Below are 13,979 nucleotides of genomic sequence, written 5' to 3'. Positions count from 1 at the left end.
CGAGGAGGGCGTCCATGGCGGCGCGGACGCTGACCCGCAAGGGGGAGCAGACCCGCCGGCGGATCGTGCTCGGCGCCTCGGCCGAGATCCTCGAGAGCGGCGTCGAAGAGATGCGGCTCGAGGACATCATGGCGCGCACGGCCACCAGCAAGGGTCAGCTGTTCCACTACTTCCCCGGCGGACGCGAAGAGCTGGTGCTGGCCGTCGCGCGGCATGAGACCGTACAGGCGCTGCAGGAACAGACCGCGGCGTTCCGCCGGTTCGACTCGTGGGCGGGCTGGCAGCGCTGGCGCGACGACATGGTCGCCTGGTATCACGGCCGTGGCCTGCGGTGCCCACTGCTCGGGCTGCTCAACGCCGATGCGAGCCGCCGCATGCCCGAGGCGCAGGCCGTCATGGTCGCCTTCATGGCGGACTGGCAGGCGGTGCTGATCGAGGGCCTACGCCGCCTCCAGGCCGCCGGCTGCGTCGCCGCGCACGTCGACGTCGCGAAGGCCGGCGCCGCTCTGCTGGCCGGCATCCAGGGCGGCATCCTCCTGATGATCACGACGAAGCGGATCGACCACCTGGAGGCGGCCATCGATCAGGCGGCTGCCGCCCTCCGCGCCTGATCAGTGCGGGCTGACCTGTAGACGCGCGTCGGTCCAGGCGGCTTCGCGCAGGGTGGTCAGGATGCGTTCCTGGCCCTCGGCGTCCTGGCGGTCGATGAAGAGCACCCCGTCGAGATGGTCGGTCTCGTGCTGGATGCACCGGGCCAGCAGACCGGCGCCCACGATCTGCACCGGGTCGCCGTGCTTGGTCAGCCCGCGGGCGACCACGTTGAGCCGGCGCCTGGTGTCGAGATAGATGCCGGGGATCGACAGGCAGCCCTCGGGGCCGTACTGCTCCTCGTCGTCGGGGAACTCGAGGCCCGGGTTGATGAGGTGGTCGAGCCCCAGGTCGTTGCCCGGCAGGTCGGGGTTGATGGCGAACACCCGCAGCCCGACCCCGATCTGCGGAGCGGCCAGGCCGGCCCCGCGCGACTGGGCGAGGGTCTCGCCGAGGTCGTCGACGAGCCTGTGCAGCTCCGCGTCGAACACGGTGACCGGCTCGGCGACCTGACGCAGCACCGGGTCGCCGACCTTCCGGATGTCAATCACGGTCATGTAGCACCTCCCCCTGACGACGGTAGCGAAGTCAGCCGTTGCGCCGGTTTTCGCCCCCACGTGTTCACCCTGTGAGATCCGCCGCCGCGGTCACCCCGTCACCCGGTCAACTTGCGTGTCCCCGTACGGAAGCAGGTGTACTGATGAACCCCCACGGGTGGCCGCCCCGCGACGCCCGTCGCCCGATCGCCACCGCCCGCTGTGCCCCGGACCTCCGCCACCGCCATTCGACCCCGCTGACGGCCCGCCGCTCCCCGCGCAGCCGCGAAGCCGCCCGCCGCCTCTTCCCCCGGGTGCCCCAGCCCTAGAGCGAATCTGACGGATCATTACGCACGGCCATGATCGATCGTTGTGGTGGCGTGGCTGGTGATCTGACCGACGCGGATTGGGAACGCCTGCAATCGTTGCTGCCGAGCATGGATCCGCAGCGTGGTGGTCGATGGCGTGATCACCGGCAAGTGATCAACGGGATCCTGTGGCGCACCGAGAACGGCGCGAAGTGGCATCAGGTTCCGGACCGCTACGGACCCTGGAAGACGGTGTATCACCGGTTCTCGCAGTGGGAACAGGACGGGACCTGGAGCCGCATTGAGCGGCGGTTGCAGGCCGAGGCGGACGCCGCTGGCGACTTGGAATGGCGGGCGCAGGCCGACGCGACGATCGTGCGTGCCCACCAGAACGCCGCCGGTGCCCGTAAAAGGGGCTGAGCCCGGCCGAATCGAGGGGCAGCTCAGGGGATCGGCCGCTCGCGTGGAGGCCTGACCACCAAACTGCATCTGCTTGCTGAAGGACGCGGCCGCAGTCTGGTCACCCGGATCACAGCGGGCCAGGCGGCTGACACTAAAGAACTGGTGGCGCTGCTCGACGCCGTCAGCGTCGCCCGGCCTACCGGCCAGGGCCGGCCCCGCAAACGTCTCGATCACCTGACGGCGGACAAGGCCTACGGCTCCCGCGCCAACCGCCGCTCACTGAGAGCACGCCGGATCCCTCACACCATCCCAGAACGCGATGACGTTCTGGCCGCACGAGCCCGCCGCGGTTCCCGCGGCGGGCGACCACCGGCATTCGATGCCGAGCGGTACAAGGACCGCAACCAGATCGAACGGGCCTTCAACCGGCTCAAACAGTTCCGGGCCGTCGCCACCCGCTACGACAAACTCCGCGCCCGCTACCACGCCACCGTGACCATTGCCTCGATCATGATCTGGCTCCGCGCACGACCCGACCGCCGCCATGATCCGTCAGATTCGCTCTAGCCTTACGCGCTCGTGCGACACAAGTCGTGGCGCTACGGAACCGGCCGGCCGGTGCGGCGGTCGGCGAGGGCGCGCAGGTGCAGCACGGCCCAGGTCCGGTAGGGCCGCCAAGCCGGGGAGACCTGCTCGGCGGTCGCCTGTGGCCCGTACCGGAAGGCAATTTCGGCCTCGAGGCGGGTCTCGTGGTGAGGCACGCCGTCCGGGTGGTTGGCGCCGCGCAGGACGACCAGTTCGGCGGCGAACGGGCCGAGGCCCTTCACGTGCCGCACCCGGGCGAAGGCGTCCTCGGCGGGGAGCTCGCGCAAGCCCTCGAAGACGCCGTCGAGCGCGGCCTCGGCCACGGCGCGCAGGTATTCGGCCTTGCGGCCCGGCAGGTCGGCGTCGAACGAGCGCAGCTGACGCGGCGGGGGAAAGGCGCCGTCGTCGCCGAGCAGATCGTTGCGCAGCCGCGCGGCCTGCGCCACGCGGAGGCGCTGCGACAGCACGGCCCAGGCAGCCGCCTCGTACGGGGAATGGAAACCGCACGGCCGCAACCCCGGCAACTCTGCCCGGGCCGCCGCGATGACCGGATCCCGCTCGCCGACCTCCGGCCAGCCGCGCCCGTCCACGTCCAGAGCGAGGAAACGGGCAGCCTGCTCGGCGGCCGCGTCCAGATCACCATCGCCGCGGACCGTGATGTGAGCCGCGGTACCCGCCTGCCGCACCGTTGCCGTGGCGGCAGACCAGTCCCGCTCGACGCGAAACACGGTGCGCAGGTCGTCACCACTCTGACCCTGCAGCGCCGCCGGCGCGAAACCCTCCCAGAACCTGCGGCTGGTGGCCAGCGACCAAGGTCCGACCACTTCCCGTACGACGGTGTGCTCGCCCATCACGTCCCCCGCTCACAGCCCGATGGCCGAGGCCGCCGCCGCGTAACGCCGCGCCTCGTCCTGCACGTCCGGCAGGTCGTCGCGCTCATTGGTGGTGGCCATCCGGAACAGTAGCGCCCGGGCCACGGCCGGCACGCTCACTCCGACCAGGCCGAGCAACGAGCCCTCGGCCCCGTGCCAGCACAACGCGTCCGCGACAACCACCCCTTCCGCGTACGCGACCGGCCGCCAGTACGGCGAGACGTCGATGACCGCCGGCGCCAGCCCCGGCGCGAACAGCACGTTCCGGGTGAGATCGGCGTGCACGAGCTGAGCTTCACCGAGAAGCCCGAGCGCCCTGCTCAGCCGGACAGCCACCCCCGCGAACTCCGCCCGGAACCGCGCATCCCGCTCGCCCCAGGCCACCCGGTCCCCTCGGGCCCACCAGTCCTGCCGCACATCGACGAACCCCGGCCGCGCGATGCCCGCCACCGCCCGGTGAAAGGCCCGCCCCGCAGCGATGACATCCCGCCAGGTCTCCGCCCGGGAGTAGTCAGGCTCAGCCCCCGCCACCCAACGGGTGGCCGACCAGCCTTCGCTGTCAAGAGCCCCGTCCCTCGTACGGCAGGAAGCCGCCAGCCGGAAGCCGTCCTCCCGCACCCCGTCGAGCCCCGGCACAACGGTCGCGGTCTCCGGCTTGAACACCAGCCCACCCGCCAGCCAGGACGTCCCCTGCCCACCCGCCAGGGCCCGCGGAACCTCCTCGACCCCGAAGTCGCGAAGCACAGTCACAGGCGGCCGGACAGACATGCCGCAGACGCTAAAGCCGGCCCCAACCTCCGTCGACCGGTTTAACCCTCAGCAGACGAGCCCACACACGCCCCGTCCCTGATTCCCTCGACCCCCGTCGACCGTAGGAAAGTCCCACCCACACGTCGTTGGTCCCGTGTTGTTGGTTCCGGGCCGTTCGTCCCGGGCCCTGCGGCCGACGCTGTTGGAGGTACGCCATCTGATCCGCGCCGTTGGGCTTACGCCGTTGGACCTGTTCGGGCTTGTTCTCGGCTCGACTCTGTGGGAATCAAGTCATGTCACGCCGCTTCGCCGTACCCCACGGGACCTCGTGAGCGTGCGGTGCGCATTGCCGCCGCAGCGCGGTCGAGACCGGTCCGCGCCGACGACCGCAACACCTGCGGCGCGCGAACCGTGACCGGCCCTGGACCGCGACGGCAACCCGATGTAGCTCGGCGCGGCGTCGAACGGCTTGTGCGCGTCGTCGGGGTTGCGCAGTGTCGTGCGCGGGCGGACCCGCCAGCCTGTGGTCGTCGGCCAACACGCCGCCCGGGCCCCGGATCTGGTCAGCGCCGATACCGCACGTCCATCAGCACATCAGCGGCGGCGTCACACGCCAGGTGAAGATACATCCCCGCCGCCACGACTGGACGCAGGCAACACATGGGCGGGCGGCAGCCGTCGGCATGACGTGGACGGTGCTTGAGTCGCGGGGCTCATCTCGGGCTGGTCCGGGAGCATTCGCAGCTTCGTCGCCCAGCCGGCGTTTCTTGCTGTCGCGTAACTCTTGAAAGCGGCGTGGGTCTGCGCAGCGCTCCCGGCCCGTCCAGTTCGCAGGCGAACAGCAGCAGCGCCGCGTGCCCACCCGCCGACGCCCGCCCACACCGCGTACCTCACGCCCGCCGCCGGGATGGACCTGCATGCCGGGCGATGACGCCGCAACGGTGTTGCGGGACGATCCGGCGTCGTGCGCGCGGGCTGCCTGAGCCACCGCTTGCCGGCTGGTCTTGTCGAAGCCGGCCAGCCACCCCCGGTTTCAGCCGCCGGGCGCGTCCGAGCGCCTGTCTCAGGCGCCGTCGAAGAGGGCGGCCACCTGATTGGGGTTCATCGCGGACGCTGGGCGGTCCTGGATGTTCCGCGTGTCGGTCGACTCGGCGGTGTCGGATGGCAGCACCCGCGCGGGAAGGCTTCCGAAACGCTTCTGGCTGGCCGCGCGGTCTCGTTCGTCCGGCGGCGGAAGCTCGTTGCTCTCCATTCCGCCATTGAACTCCCCAACGCCAGGCGCCGCCAGGAATCGGCGGTCTGGGGAAACGCCATGGTCCCGTGTGCCCGCCGTCGCCGTCGCCGTCGCCGTCGCTGTCGCCGTCGCAGGAAAGCTCCGAGACGAGACGAGATGTTTCGTCTCGCGAGACGAACCGTCTCGTCTCGGAAGGCGTCAGACGCGACCGAGGCGGCACGAGCGAGGCGGCACGAGCTAAAGCGAGGCGGCGGGCCCCGGGGGTTGGGGCGGCAGGTTGGGCGGGGACGGCGAGGCAGCGGCGAGGAGGCGGTGAGGCGGCGGACCCGAGGGGTTGCAGTGAGGGAGTTGCGGCGAGGGGGTTGGGAAGGGACGGCGAGGCGGGGTCCAGACGTTGGCACCAGGGGATTCATTCCGGCGTCGACCAGCACCTGCTTGATGCCGCCGCGGGTGCTGGGTGTCGATGCGCTGCTATCGGCCTACTCCAGGCACATCGCCGCGTCGCCCGGGCGGAGGGAGTGGTGAGGCGGGGGAGGGAGTGGCGAGGCGGGGAGGGAGCGGCGAGGCGGCGGGCCAGGTCGGTGGGCTTGGGGTTCGGAGACGACGGCGAGGCAGTGAGCGGTGGGGCGAGGTGGCGTGCCAGGCGGTTGGCTCGGGGAGGTTGGGAGGAAAAGCGAGCAGATGGGATGTTGCGGCGAGGCAGCTGAGACGAGGCGGTGAGCCGGACGACGAGGCGGTCGGTTGCGGTAGGCGGGCGAGATCGGTGGCGCCGAGGCCGGCGCGGTGCAGGACGCCTTGGATTGAGGGGTAGGCCGGGCGAGGCAGCTGAGACGAGCCGGTGCCGGACGACGAGGCGGTCCGTCGCGGAAGGCGAGCGGTTGCGGCACGACAGGTCAGGCGAGCCCGCTGCAGCGGACGACGAGTCGGGTCGGGCGAGGGCGCGGTGAGGCCGCCGCGCCAGGACGAATCGGGTGGGCGAGGGCGCGGTGAGGCCGCTGGGGTCGAGGACGAGTCGGGTCGAGCGCAAGGTGCTGCGGGGCCAAGGGGTGGAGAACGAGGCCGGTGGGACTCGAGGCGGTGGCGAGGCCGGTGGGTGGCAAGGCGGCAGCGGAAGTGGGCACCAACAGTGCCTGGTGTCGGGGACCACGGGGCGACCGGGTGTCAGGGCGGGAGCTGGGGGTCGATCATTGGGGGCATGCAGAGTTTTGACGTTGTTGTAGTCGGGGCCGGACCCGGTGGCGAGGTTGCGGCGGGGAAGCTGGCTGAGGCCGGGCTGAGCGTGGCGGTCGTGGAAGGGGACAAGGTCGGCGGGGAGTGTTCGTTCTACGCCTGCATCCCGTCGAAGGCGCTCCTTCGGCCGGGGGAGCTGCTCGAAGAGGTGCGGCACGTGCCGGGGGCGGCGGAGGCGGTCACCGGCGGGCTCGACGTTGCGGCTGTGCTGGGGCGCCGGGACGAGTTGATCGGGCACCTGGACGACTCGGGGCAGGTGCCGTGGCTCACCGACCGGGGCGTCACGCTGGTGCGGGGCTGGGGGCGGCTCGTGGGGGAGCGCCAGGTTGCGGTGGGTGACGAGGTGCTCGAGGCGCGCCGGGCGGTCATTCTGGCGGGGGGCACCCGGGCCGCGCTGCCGGCTATCGAGGGGATCGATGCCGTTGCGCCCTGGACCAACCGGGAAGCGACCACTGCGGAGCGGGTGCCGGACTCTCTGATCATTGTGGGGGCGGGCGTCGTGGGGTCGGAGATGGCTCAGGCGTACGTGTCCCTCGGCGCCCGGGTCACGCTGGTGGCCGGGCGGCGGGTGCTGCCCAAGGAGGAGGACTTCGCGGGCGAGCAGGTGGCGGCGCGGCTGGTCGAGCAGGGGGTCGACGTCCGGCTCGGGCAGCGGCCCACCGCCGCGCGGCGGGACGCCGCGGGGGTGACGGTGACGCTGGGCGACGGCAGCACGGTGAGCGCGGACGAGCTTCTGGTCGCCACCGGCCGTACGCCGCAAGCGGTTGACCTCGGCCTCGAGGTTGTGGGAGTCAAGCCGGAGGGGTACGTCGAGGTAGACGCGCACATGCGGGTGCCGGGGCAGGACTGGCTGTACGTGATCGGCGACCTCAACGGGCGGGCCCAGTTCACGCACATGGCGAAGTATCAGGCGGCGATCGCGTCCGGAGAGATCCTGGGCCGGCCGATGGTGGCCGAGCACCTTGCCGACGGGCCGGGCTCGCCGCGGGTCATCTTCACGTCGCCGCAGGTCGCCGCCGTCGGGCACACCACGGCGTCGGCCGGGCAGGCCGGTCTGCGGGTACGCGTGGTCGACGTCGGCACCGAGGCCAACGCGGGCGGGTCCTACTCGGGTGGCGGCGTCGGCACCGCCCGCTTCCTGGTCGACGAGGATCGCCAGGTGCTCGTCGGCGTCACCGTCACCGGCACCGCGGTGGCCGAGTTCCTGCAGGCCGCCACCGTCGCCATCGTGGGCGAGGTGCCGGTCACGCGGCTGCGGCACGCCATTCCGTCGTTCCCGACCCGCAGTGAGCTCTGGCTCTACTTCTTCAACGAGTACGGGATCTGACCGGCGGCTCGTCGGCGTACTGCCCGGACGGTCCCTGCCAGAGGGCGCCGTCCGGGTAGGGCCACGGGTTGATGGCGCAGCCGTGCATGCCGAGGGTCTGCTGCTGCATCACCGGAGCCGGGTCACCCTTCGCGGGGCAGCGTTCATGGCCGTGCCCCAGCCGGTGCCCGACCTCGTGGTTCACCATGTACTGCCGGTACGCCGCCAGTTCGCCCCGGTAGAACGGCACACCCCGGGCCCAGCGGGCCACGTTCAGCACGACCTTGTCGCCGTTGCGGCACGACGTGTAGCCCTCGGGCACGTCGTCGCAGAGCTTGTCGCGGGTGACCGGCGTGGCCAGGTAGAGCGTCATGTCGTACGGCTGGCCCGGTCCCACCCGGCGGAACCGCCACTGGTGGCCGCGGATCCAGCCGCGGGGATCGGCCAGGGTGGCCTCGGCGGCCGCGGCGAAGGTGACCGCGGGCACGCCGGTGATGCCCTGTTCGACGGCCACGCGGTAGCGCAGCAGTCGCCCGCCCCGGCCGGCCGTCGCCGTGCCGGCCGGGGCGAACCGCCACCGGCCGGCGCCCCGCTCGGGGTAGGCGATCGGCTTGGGCCGGGGCGCGGACCGGGAGGGCGCGACCACGCGAGCCGGGCCGGACGCCGCCGGCTGCTCCGTTGCGACCGGTGGCGGTTCGGCCGGGGCCGAGTCGCAGGCGGCGAGGGTGCCCGTCACGAGCACCGCCACGGCCCAGCGGTAAATGCGCATCATCAAGAGCCCTCCGCACCCCATGACGATGCGGCCTACGGTTCGCGTTGCACCTCTGAGGAGTTGATCACCAACCGCGGCCAGGTCGCGAGGTCGGCCAGCATCTGCCGATCGTGGGTTGCGACGACCACCGCCATCGGGGTGTCGCGTAACGCCGCGGTCAACTCGTCAACGACCGATGCCGACAGGTGGTTCGTCGGTTCGTCGAGAATCAGCACGTCGGGCCCCGTGGCCAGGATCTCCTCGAGCTGCCGCCGCCGCACCTGGCCGGGCGACATCCGGGCCCCCTCGGTGGGCGCCTCCTGCGGCAGGTAGCCGACCCGCACGCCGTCCACGGCCGCCAGCGCGGCGAGGAGCGTCGACTTGCCGGCCCCGTTCGGCCCGGTCACCAGCAGCCGGTCCCCACCGGCCAGCCGTACGGTCACCGGCGACCGCAACCGGCCCGGCACCATGACGTCCGGGGCGTCGATCAGGAGCGCTCCGGCCCGGGTGTCGCTCGCCGGGAAGCGGAGCGGCCGCGGTGGCGGCGGCAGCGTGATCCGGTGCGCGTCGAGGGCATCCTGACGGCGGCGCAGCGCCTGCACGATTCCCGGCGCCCGGCTCTGCCGCTTGTGCCTGCCGACGCCCTTGTCCGGCCGCCAGCCCGTGCTGAGCCGGTCCCGTGCCTCGTCGACCGCTTCGCTCAGCCGCCGGTGCTCGGCCACCTGGGCCTCGTACTCCTGCTCCCAGCGTTGCCGTTCCCGCGCCCGTCCCACCTGCCAGCCGCGATAACCGCCCGCATAGAGGCGGGGCCGCCCGTCCGGCGCCGGGTCGAGGTCGAGAAACTCCTCGGCGACGTCCCGCAGCAGCGCCCGGTCGTGCGTGACGACGAGCAGGCCGCCCGGATGCTGCCGGAGCCGCTCGGTGAGGAAGGCCAGGCCGCCCGCGTCCAGGTGGTTGGTCGGCTCGTCGAGAATCAGCAGGTCGGGCCGGGCGCCGAGCACACACGCCAGCCGCACGCGGTACCGCTGGCCCACCGACAGGGTGTCCAGGCGGCGTTCCCGGTCGGTGCACGCGTCCAGCGCCTCGAGCGCGATGTCGACGCGGCGCTCGGCATCCCAGGCGTCCAGCCGGGCGACTTCGTCCAAGGCTTTCTCGTACGCGGTGGGGTCCGCCTCGATCGTGCGGAGCGCACCGTCGAGGCGTTCCAGCGCGAGGTGCGCGGGCCGGATCGCCCGCGCGACCAGGGTGCCGACGGTTTCCCCGTCGCCCGCCTCGAGTTCCTGCTCGGCGACGCCGATCGTGCCGGCCCGGTGCACCGTGCCCCGGCCCGGTGCGATCCGGCCGGTCAGGACGTGCAGCAGTGTCGTCTTGCCGCTGCCGTTCGGCCCGACCACGGCCAGCCGCGATCGGGTCGAGACGGTCACGTCGACGCCGTCGAGGACGACGCGGTCGCCCCGCACGACGCGCAGGCCTTCGGCCCGTACATGGGATTGAAGAGTCTTCACGGTCTGCTCTCGGCTCGTCTGGGAGCCGGGCAGCGCGATGCGCACCGCCCGGTGAGGACACCAGGACGGCGGTGCAGAAGCTGGGTTTCAGTGAGCTCCGGCCGCCGTCAGCGGCCGGAACGCAACCTCATCGAGGCGGTCGACATGGCGGGAAGGCTACCCGGCCCGCGACGGACCCGCCGCCGATTTTCCGGTGTGCCCGGGATCACACCGTGCGGGCCGGGCGGTCGACGGCGGCCGCGCGAACTCGGCAGGAGACCCGGCCTGCGGAGTGCCTGAGAGTGTCGTCGCCGACGTGCCGGCCGTCATTCGTGCCTCCCTGAACGGAAGGCGGCCGACGGGCGCACCAGGGATCTGACGCCCCGGAAAGGCTGGTCGACTGGCGGTCCGGGCCTGGCTACCGTCGCCGCATGCCTGAACTGATCCTGCCGACCACCCGCCTGCACGACGCCTTCCTCGACTGCCACCGCGAGTGGGGGCCGGGCCTGCACGAGGACGGTTTCGGGCTGGGTCCCGACGACGACGTGGACTCCGCCGACGGATTCGCCGCGTGGGTGGGCGACCGGGTGCGGCACACCCATCCCGCCGGCACGCCCTGCCCGCCCGAGCGGCACGGCTCCCCACGCTGGATCGTCGAGGACGGCCGGGTGCTCGGCGGCATCGCGCTGCGGCACTGGGAATCCGACCTCGGGCACATCGGGTACGGGGTGCGGCCGTCGGCGCGTCGGCGCGGGCTCGCGAGCTGGGCCCTGGCCCTGATGCTCGTCGAAGCCCGCGCCGCCCTGGGCCTGGACCGGGTGCTCATCCCGTGCCTGGCCGGCAACGTGGCGTCGGCCCGGACGATCGAGCACTGCGGCGGCGTCCTCGAGAACATCATCGAGACCGGCAACGGCCCGGTCCGGCGGTACTGGATCACGGTGGGATGAGCGGGCGCGCAGGGATCGGCGGGCGGTACCGTCCGGTGTGGATCGGATCCGGCGGTGGTGGCTGCCCGTTCTCGCGCTCGTCCTGGCTGTGACGGGCGGTCTGCTGCTGGTCCGTGCCGAAGGCGACCTGGAACGAGAGCACGTGGTGGCCGGTGGCGTCCCGCTCGACGTGGTGCGCCCGGCCGGATCGCCGCCGGGACCGGGCGTGGTGGTGGCGCACGGCTACGCGGGGTCGGCCCGGCTGATGGCCCAGTTCGGCGACACGCTGGCCGCCCGGGGCTGGACGGTCGTGCTGCCCGACCTCGACGGGCACGGGGCGAACACGCGGTCGCCCACCGACCTGCAGTACGACCTCGACGTGGCGGTGACCCACCTGCGCGGGCTGCCGGGCGTCGACGGCAGCCGGATCGCGCTGGTCGGGCACTCGATGGGCGCGGGCGCGGTGACGGCGTACGCGGCCGGGCACCCGCAGATCGCGGCCACCGTGGCGATCTCGCTGCCCGGCGCGGCGCCCATCCCGAAGGACCGGCCGGCCCGCCTGCTCCTGCTGACCGGCGGACTGGAGTTTCCGGCCTTCCGGGCAGCCGCTGAGGAAGCGGTCGCGGGCGCCCGGCCCGACCGCCGAGCAGTCGTCGTGCCCGGCGTCGAACACATCTCCGTCCTGTACGCGCCGAAGACGCACCGCCTCACCGCGCACTGGCTCGGCCCCGGCGACGAGCCGCTGCCGTCCCCGGTGCGCCGGCTCGTCGCGTCCGGCCTGCTGCTGCTCGGTCTGCTGCTGGGCTTCCCCGCCGTGGCCCGGCTGGGGGTGGGGCCGCTGACCGTCGCGTACGCCGGGGCGGCGATCGCCGTGCCGCTGCATCTCGGCTTCACGCATGCGGTTCCTGTCGGGGTCCATTGGTGGGCGCTGCCGGCCCTCTGGGCCGGGTTCGCGGTGCTCGGCCATGCCGGCGGCTCCCTGCGCAACGACCTGATCGGCGCTGTCCTCGCCGTGGTCCTCCTGACCACGGCCGCGGTGGCCGGCGTCGCCCCCGGTTTCATCTTGCTGGTCGTGCCGCTGCTGGGCGTGCTGATGGTGATCCAGGCGGGCCTGTCGGCGGTGCTGCGGGCGCGCGCGGCGCCGGCCTGGGTGGTCGCGCTGACCGGCTCGCTGCTGGTCGCCTGGCCGATCGCCACGACCCTGCCGCTGGCCTGACCGTCCGGCCGCGACGAACGTCAGGCGGCCGTGAGCATCGTCCAGCCCGCGCGTGGCGTGAAGCCGAGCCGTTCGAAGAAGGGCACGGTGTCGTCGCTCGTTTGCAGGTAGGCGGTGTGCGCCCCGGCGGCCCGCCCGCGGCGCAGGATCGCCTCGGCGAGCACCCGGCCGTAGCCCTGCCCGCGGTGCCCGGGCAGGGTGCCGACGTTGGCGATGCCCAGATGACCCTGAGTCAGCAGCCCGGCGCCGGCCGCGACGACCAGGCCGGTGGTCGTCTCGGCCACGTACGCGCCGATCTGCGGATTGGCCATCGCCTCGGCCGTGTAGACGCGGGCCACGACCTCGTCCGGAACCGCGAAGGCCAGGCCGACGACCCGGGCGAACGTGCCGGCCTCGTCGCTGGCCAGCCGGCGCACCAGAGCCAGATCGTGCGGGACGGAGCCGGTCGAGGTGCGGCCCTCGAGCTCGGCCACCATGAAATGCTGCTCGTCGCCGCCGGTCACGCCGAGCCGGGTGGCGGCGGGGCGGCGGCCGCGGGGACGCCCGCCGCGCGACGTGGCCAGCATCTCGACGGCGGCCCGGAAGGCACGCGCGGATGATTCGGTCGAATTGTGGTGCTGCATGGGAACCTTCACGGGCCTTCCAGCGGGCGGAACAGATGGATCCGCCCTTCGTTCAAGCCGGAACAATAGCTCGCCCGCTCTCTCCCGGGGGTACGGCCCGTGCCCGGACCCGGGTCCAGCACGGGTCCCTGAACTCGGCGTCCTTGCCAGGGTGGTCCCAGGGGAACGGACAACCGGTGGGGGACAGAGAGATGAGAACGTTGCGGCGGGGATGGCATTTCGTCGACGTGTGCGGGATGGCGCTGCGGTACCACGTGCGCGGCCGGGGCGGCCCGGTCTGTGTGGTGCTGCCGGGCGGACCCGGACTGTCCTGGGACTACATGCGGATGCCGGCGCTCGAACAGGGCATGACGGTGGTCTACGTCGAGCCGCTGGGCACCGGCGGGTCGGCGCGGCTGCCGACCCATCCGTACGGCTACGACCGTGCCTTCCACGCCCGGGCCGTCGACCGCCTGCTCGACCACCTCGGCCAGGAGTCCGTGTATCTGCTGGGCCACGGCCACGGCGGCCGGGTCGCCCAGTACTACGCGTTGCGCCGGCCCGACCGCCTGACCGGCCTGATCCTGCACGGCAGCGCCCCGGTCGGCGGGGCCGAGCTGGAGGAGGAGAGCCGCCACCAGTTCGACCGCTTCATCCGGCGCAACCAGGCCAATCCGGCGCTGCCGGCGGTCATCGACGCCGCCCGGTCGCTGCCCACGCTCACCGACGAGCGCCTGCTCACGGCGGCCGCCCGGCGCGTCTTCCCGGCCCTGGTCGCGCACTACTGGGGCCGCCGCGAGGAGCTCTCGCCGCTGCGGGCGCGGATGCGGCTCTCGTACGTCTCCTCGCGCCGGGCCGACGGCACGGCCGACCCGGTCGACGACCGCCAGGCGTTGCGCAGCCTGCGCGTGCCCACCCTGATCACGGCGGGCAGCTACGACATCGCCGGCGGCCTGCGCTGGGGCCGCGAGCTCCAGTCGCTGATCCCCACCGCGCGCCTGCTGGTGCTCGCCTGGAGCGGCCACCTGGGCCACGTCGAGGAGCCGGAACGCTTCGCCGAGGGCGTGCAGGACTTCGTCGCCGCCACCCGCCCGGCCGCGGCGCTGCGCGAGAACCTGCTCGCTGCCTGACCGGAAGCCCCCGCTCGGCTGCGGAAGTCGGTCGTCGGCGGGAAGGCACGGCCCGCCAC

13 protein-coding genes and 1 pseudogene are annotated in these 13,979 nt (G+C 72.8%); 7 read left to right on the top strand and 7 right to left on the bottom strand.

Going from position 1 to position 13,979, the window contains the following annotated elements:
- The first annotated feature begins 14 nt into the window (after positions 1–14).
- A complete protein-coding gene (locus KXC43_RS00620) occupies positions 15–611 on the top strand; it encodes a TetR/AcrR family transcriptional regulator (protein ID WP_221373862.1) in 597 nt (198 codons plus the stop codon).
- Here the strand turns inward: KXC43_RS00620 and def are convergent, their stop codons facing one another.
- Positions 612–1,145, bottom strand: a complete 534-nt coding sequence (gene def / locus KXC43_RS00615) for a peptide deformylase (RefSeq protein ID WP_221373861.1) — start codon at positions 1,143–1,145, stop codon at positions 612–614. It lies immediately after the preceding gene.
- Positions 1,146–1,288: 143 nt separating this feature from the next.
- Between def and KXC43_RS00610 the strand changes: the two genes are divergently transcribed.
- Together KXC43_RS00610 and KXC43_RS00605 are read left to right on the top strand one after the other, a co-directional pair.
- Positions 1,289–1,453, top strand: a complete 165-nt coding sequence (locus tag KXC43_RS00610) for a hypothetical protein (protein ID WP_221373860.1) — start codon at positions 1,289–1,291, stop codon at positions 1,451–1,453.
- A gap of 30 nt (positions 1,454–1,483) precedes the next feature.
- Positions 1,484–2,401, top strand: a pseudogene (locus tag KXC43_RS00605) (IS5 family transposase).
- A 32-nt stretch (positions 2,402–2,433) separates the two neighbouring features.
- Here KXC43_RS00605 and KXC43_RS00600 read toward each other — a convergent pair.
- The 3 genes from KXC43_RS00600 to KXC43_RS00590 form a co-directional block, all read right to left on the bottom strand.
- Positions 2,434–3,270: a DNA-3-methyladenine glycosylase family protein gene (locus tag KXC43_RS00600; protein WP_221373859.1), complete on the bottom strand. Its 837-nt coding sequence runs from the start codon at positions 3,268–3,270 to the stop codon at positions 2,434–2,436.
- A 12-nt stretch (positions 3,271–3,282) separates the two neighbouring features.
- The gene (locus tag KXC43_RS00595) at positions 3,283–4,059 is read right to left on the bottom strand and encodes a hypothetical protein (RefSeq protein ID WP_221373858.1); all 777 of its coding nucleotides are present in this window, start codon (positions 4,057–4,059) and stop codon (positions 3,283–3,285) included.
- A gap of 1,045 nt (positions 4,060–5,104) precedes the next feature.
- Positions 5,105–5,293 (bottom strand): hypothetical protein, encoded by a 189-nt coding sequence (locus KXC43_RS00590; RefSeq protein ID WP_221373857.1) that lies wholly within the window; start codon positions 5,291–5,293, stop codon positions 5,105–5,107.
- Positions 5,294–6,470: 1,177 nt separating this feature from the next.
- Here KXC43_RS00590 and KXC43_RS00585 point away from each other — a divergent pair.
- Entirely contained in the window at positions 6,471–7,832 is a 1,362-nt protein-coding gene (locus KXC43_RS00585) for a dihydrolipoyl dehydrogenase family protein (RefSeq protein ID WP_221373856.1), read from the top strand.
- Here KXC43_RS00585 and KXC43_RS00580 read toward each other — a convergent pair.
- Together KXC43_RS00580 and KXC43_RS00575 are read right to left on the bottom strand one after the other, a co-directional pair.
- Positions 7,813–8,583, bottom strand: a complete 771-nt coding sequence (locus KXC43_RS00580; RefSeq protein ID WP_221373855.1) for a DUF3152 domain-containing protein — start codon at positions 8,581–8,583, stop codon at positions 7,813–7,815. The two genes, KXC43_RS00585 and KXC43_RS00580, sit on opposite strands and share 20 nt — an antisense overlap.
- Before the next feature lie 32 nt (positions 8,584–8,615).
- Complete coding sequence (locus tag KXC43_RS00575; RefSeq protein WP_221373854.1) at positions 8,616–10,067, bottom strand: ATP-binding cassette domain-containing protein; 1,452 nt, start codon at positions 10,065–10,067, stop codon at positions 8,616–8,618.
- Between the two features lie 410 nt (positions 10,068–10,477).
- Here KXC43_RS00575 and KXC43_RS00570 point away from each other — a divergent pair, with 410 nt between their 5' ends.
- Positions 10,478–10,993, top strand: coding sequence for a GNAT family N-acetyltransferase (locus KXC43_RS00570; RefSeq protein ID WP_221373853.1), 516 nt, complete (start codon positions 10,478–10,480; stop codon positions 10,991–10,993).
- 37 nt (positions 10,994–11,030) lie between these two features.
- Positions 11,031–12,188 carry an alpha/beta hydrolase gene (locus KXC43_RS00565; protein WP_221373852.1) on the top strand — a complete coding sequence of 386 codons (1,158 nt, stop codon included), beginning with the start codon at positions 11,031–11,033 and terminating at the stop codon, positions 12,186–12,188.
- A 20-nt stretch (positions 12,189–12,208) separates the two neighbouring features.
- Here KXC43_RS00565 and KXC43_RS00560 read toward each other — a convergent pair whose 3' ends face one another.
- Positions 12,209–12,811: a GNAT family N-acetyltransferase gene (locus KXC43_RS00560; RefSeq protein WP_221373851.1), complete on the bottom strand. Its 603-nt coding sequence runs from the start codon at positions 12,809–12,811 to the stop codon at positions 12,209–12,211.
- 191 nt (positions 12,812–13,002) lie between these two features.
- Here KXC43_RS00560 and KXC43_RS00555 point away from each other — a divergent pair, with 191 nt between their 5' ends.
- On the top strand, positions 13,003–13,920 hold the full coding sequence (locus KXC43_RS00555; protein ID WP_221373850.1) for an alpha/beta fold hydrolase: 918 nt from the start codon (positions 13,003–13,005) through the stop codon (positions 13,918–13,920).
- Positions 13,921–13,979: the final 59 nt, after the last annotated feature.

The sequence above is a fragment of the Paractinoplanes polyasparticus genome (genome assembly GCF_019710575.1).
Classification (GTDB): Bacteria; Actinomycetota; Actinomycetes; order Mycobacteriales; family Micromonosporaceae; genus Actinoplanes; species Actinoplanes polyasparticus.
The sequence above is the reverse complement of the archived record's forward strand: the minus strand, read 5'-3'. Positions and strand labels throughout refer to the sequence as shown.

Coding starts and splice junctions, on each gene's coding strand:
- KXC43_RS00590 (WP_221373857.1), bottom strand. CDS start 5,293: ATGGAGAGCAACGAGCTTCCGCCGCCGGACGAACGAGACCGCGCGGCC.
- KXC43_RS00580 (WP_221373855.1), bottom strand. CDS start 8,583: ATGATGCGCATTTACCGCTGGGCCGTGGCGGTGCTCGTGACGGGCACC.
- KXC43_RS00570 (WP_221373853.1), top strand. CDS start 10,478: ATGCCTGAACTGATCCTGCCGACCACCCGCCTGCACGACGCCTTCCTC.
- KXC43_RS00555 (WP_221373850.1), top strand. CDS start 13,003: ATGAGAACGTTGCGGCGGGGATGGCATTTCGTCGACGTGTGCGGGATG.
- def (WP_221373861.1), bottom strand. CDS start 1,145: ATGACCGTGATTGACATCCGGAAGGTCGGCGACCCGGTGCTGCGTCAG.
- KXC43_RS00560 (WP_221373851.1), bottom strand. CDS start 12,811: ATGCAGCACCACAATTCGACCGAATCATCCGCGCGTGCCTTCCGGGCC.
- KXC43_RS00610 (WP_221373860.1), top strand. CDS start 1,289: ATGAACCCCCACGGGTGGCCGCCCCGCGACGCCCGTCGCCCGATCGCC.
- KXC43_RS00595 (WP_221373858.1), bottom strand. CDS start 4,059: ATGTCTGTCCGGCCGCCTGTGACTGTGCTTCGCGACTTCGGGGTCGAG.
- KXC43_RS00620 (WP_221373862.1), top strand. CDS start 15: ATGGCGGCGCGGACGCTGACCCGCAAGGGGGAGCAGACCCGCCGGCGG.
- KXC43_RS00600 (WP_221373859.1), bottom strand. CDS start 3,270: ATGGGCGAGCACACCGTCGTACGGGAAGTGGTCGGACCTTGGTCGCTG.
- KXC43_RS00585 (WP_221373856.1), top strand. CDS start 6,471: ATGCAGAGTTTTGACGTTGTTGTAGTCGGGGCCGGACCCGGTGGCGAG.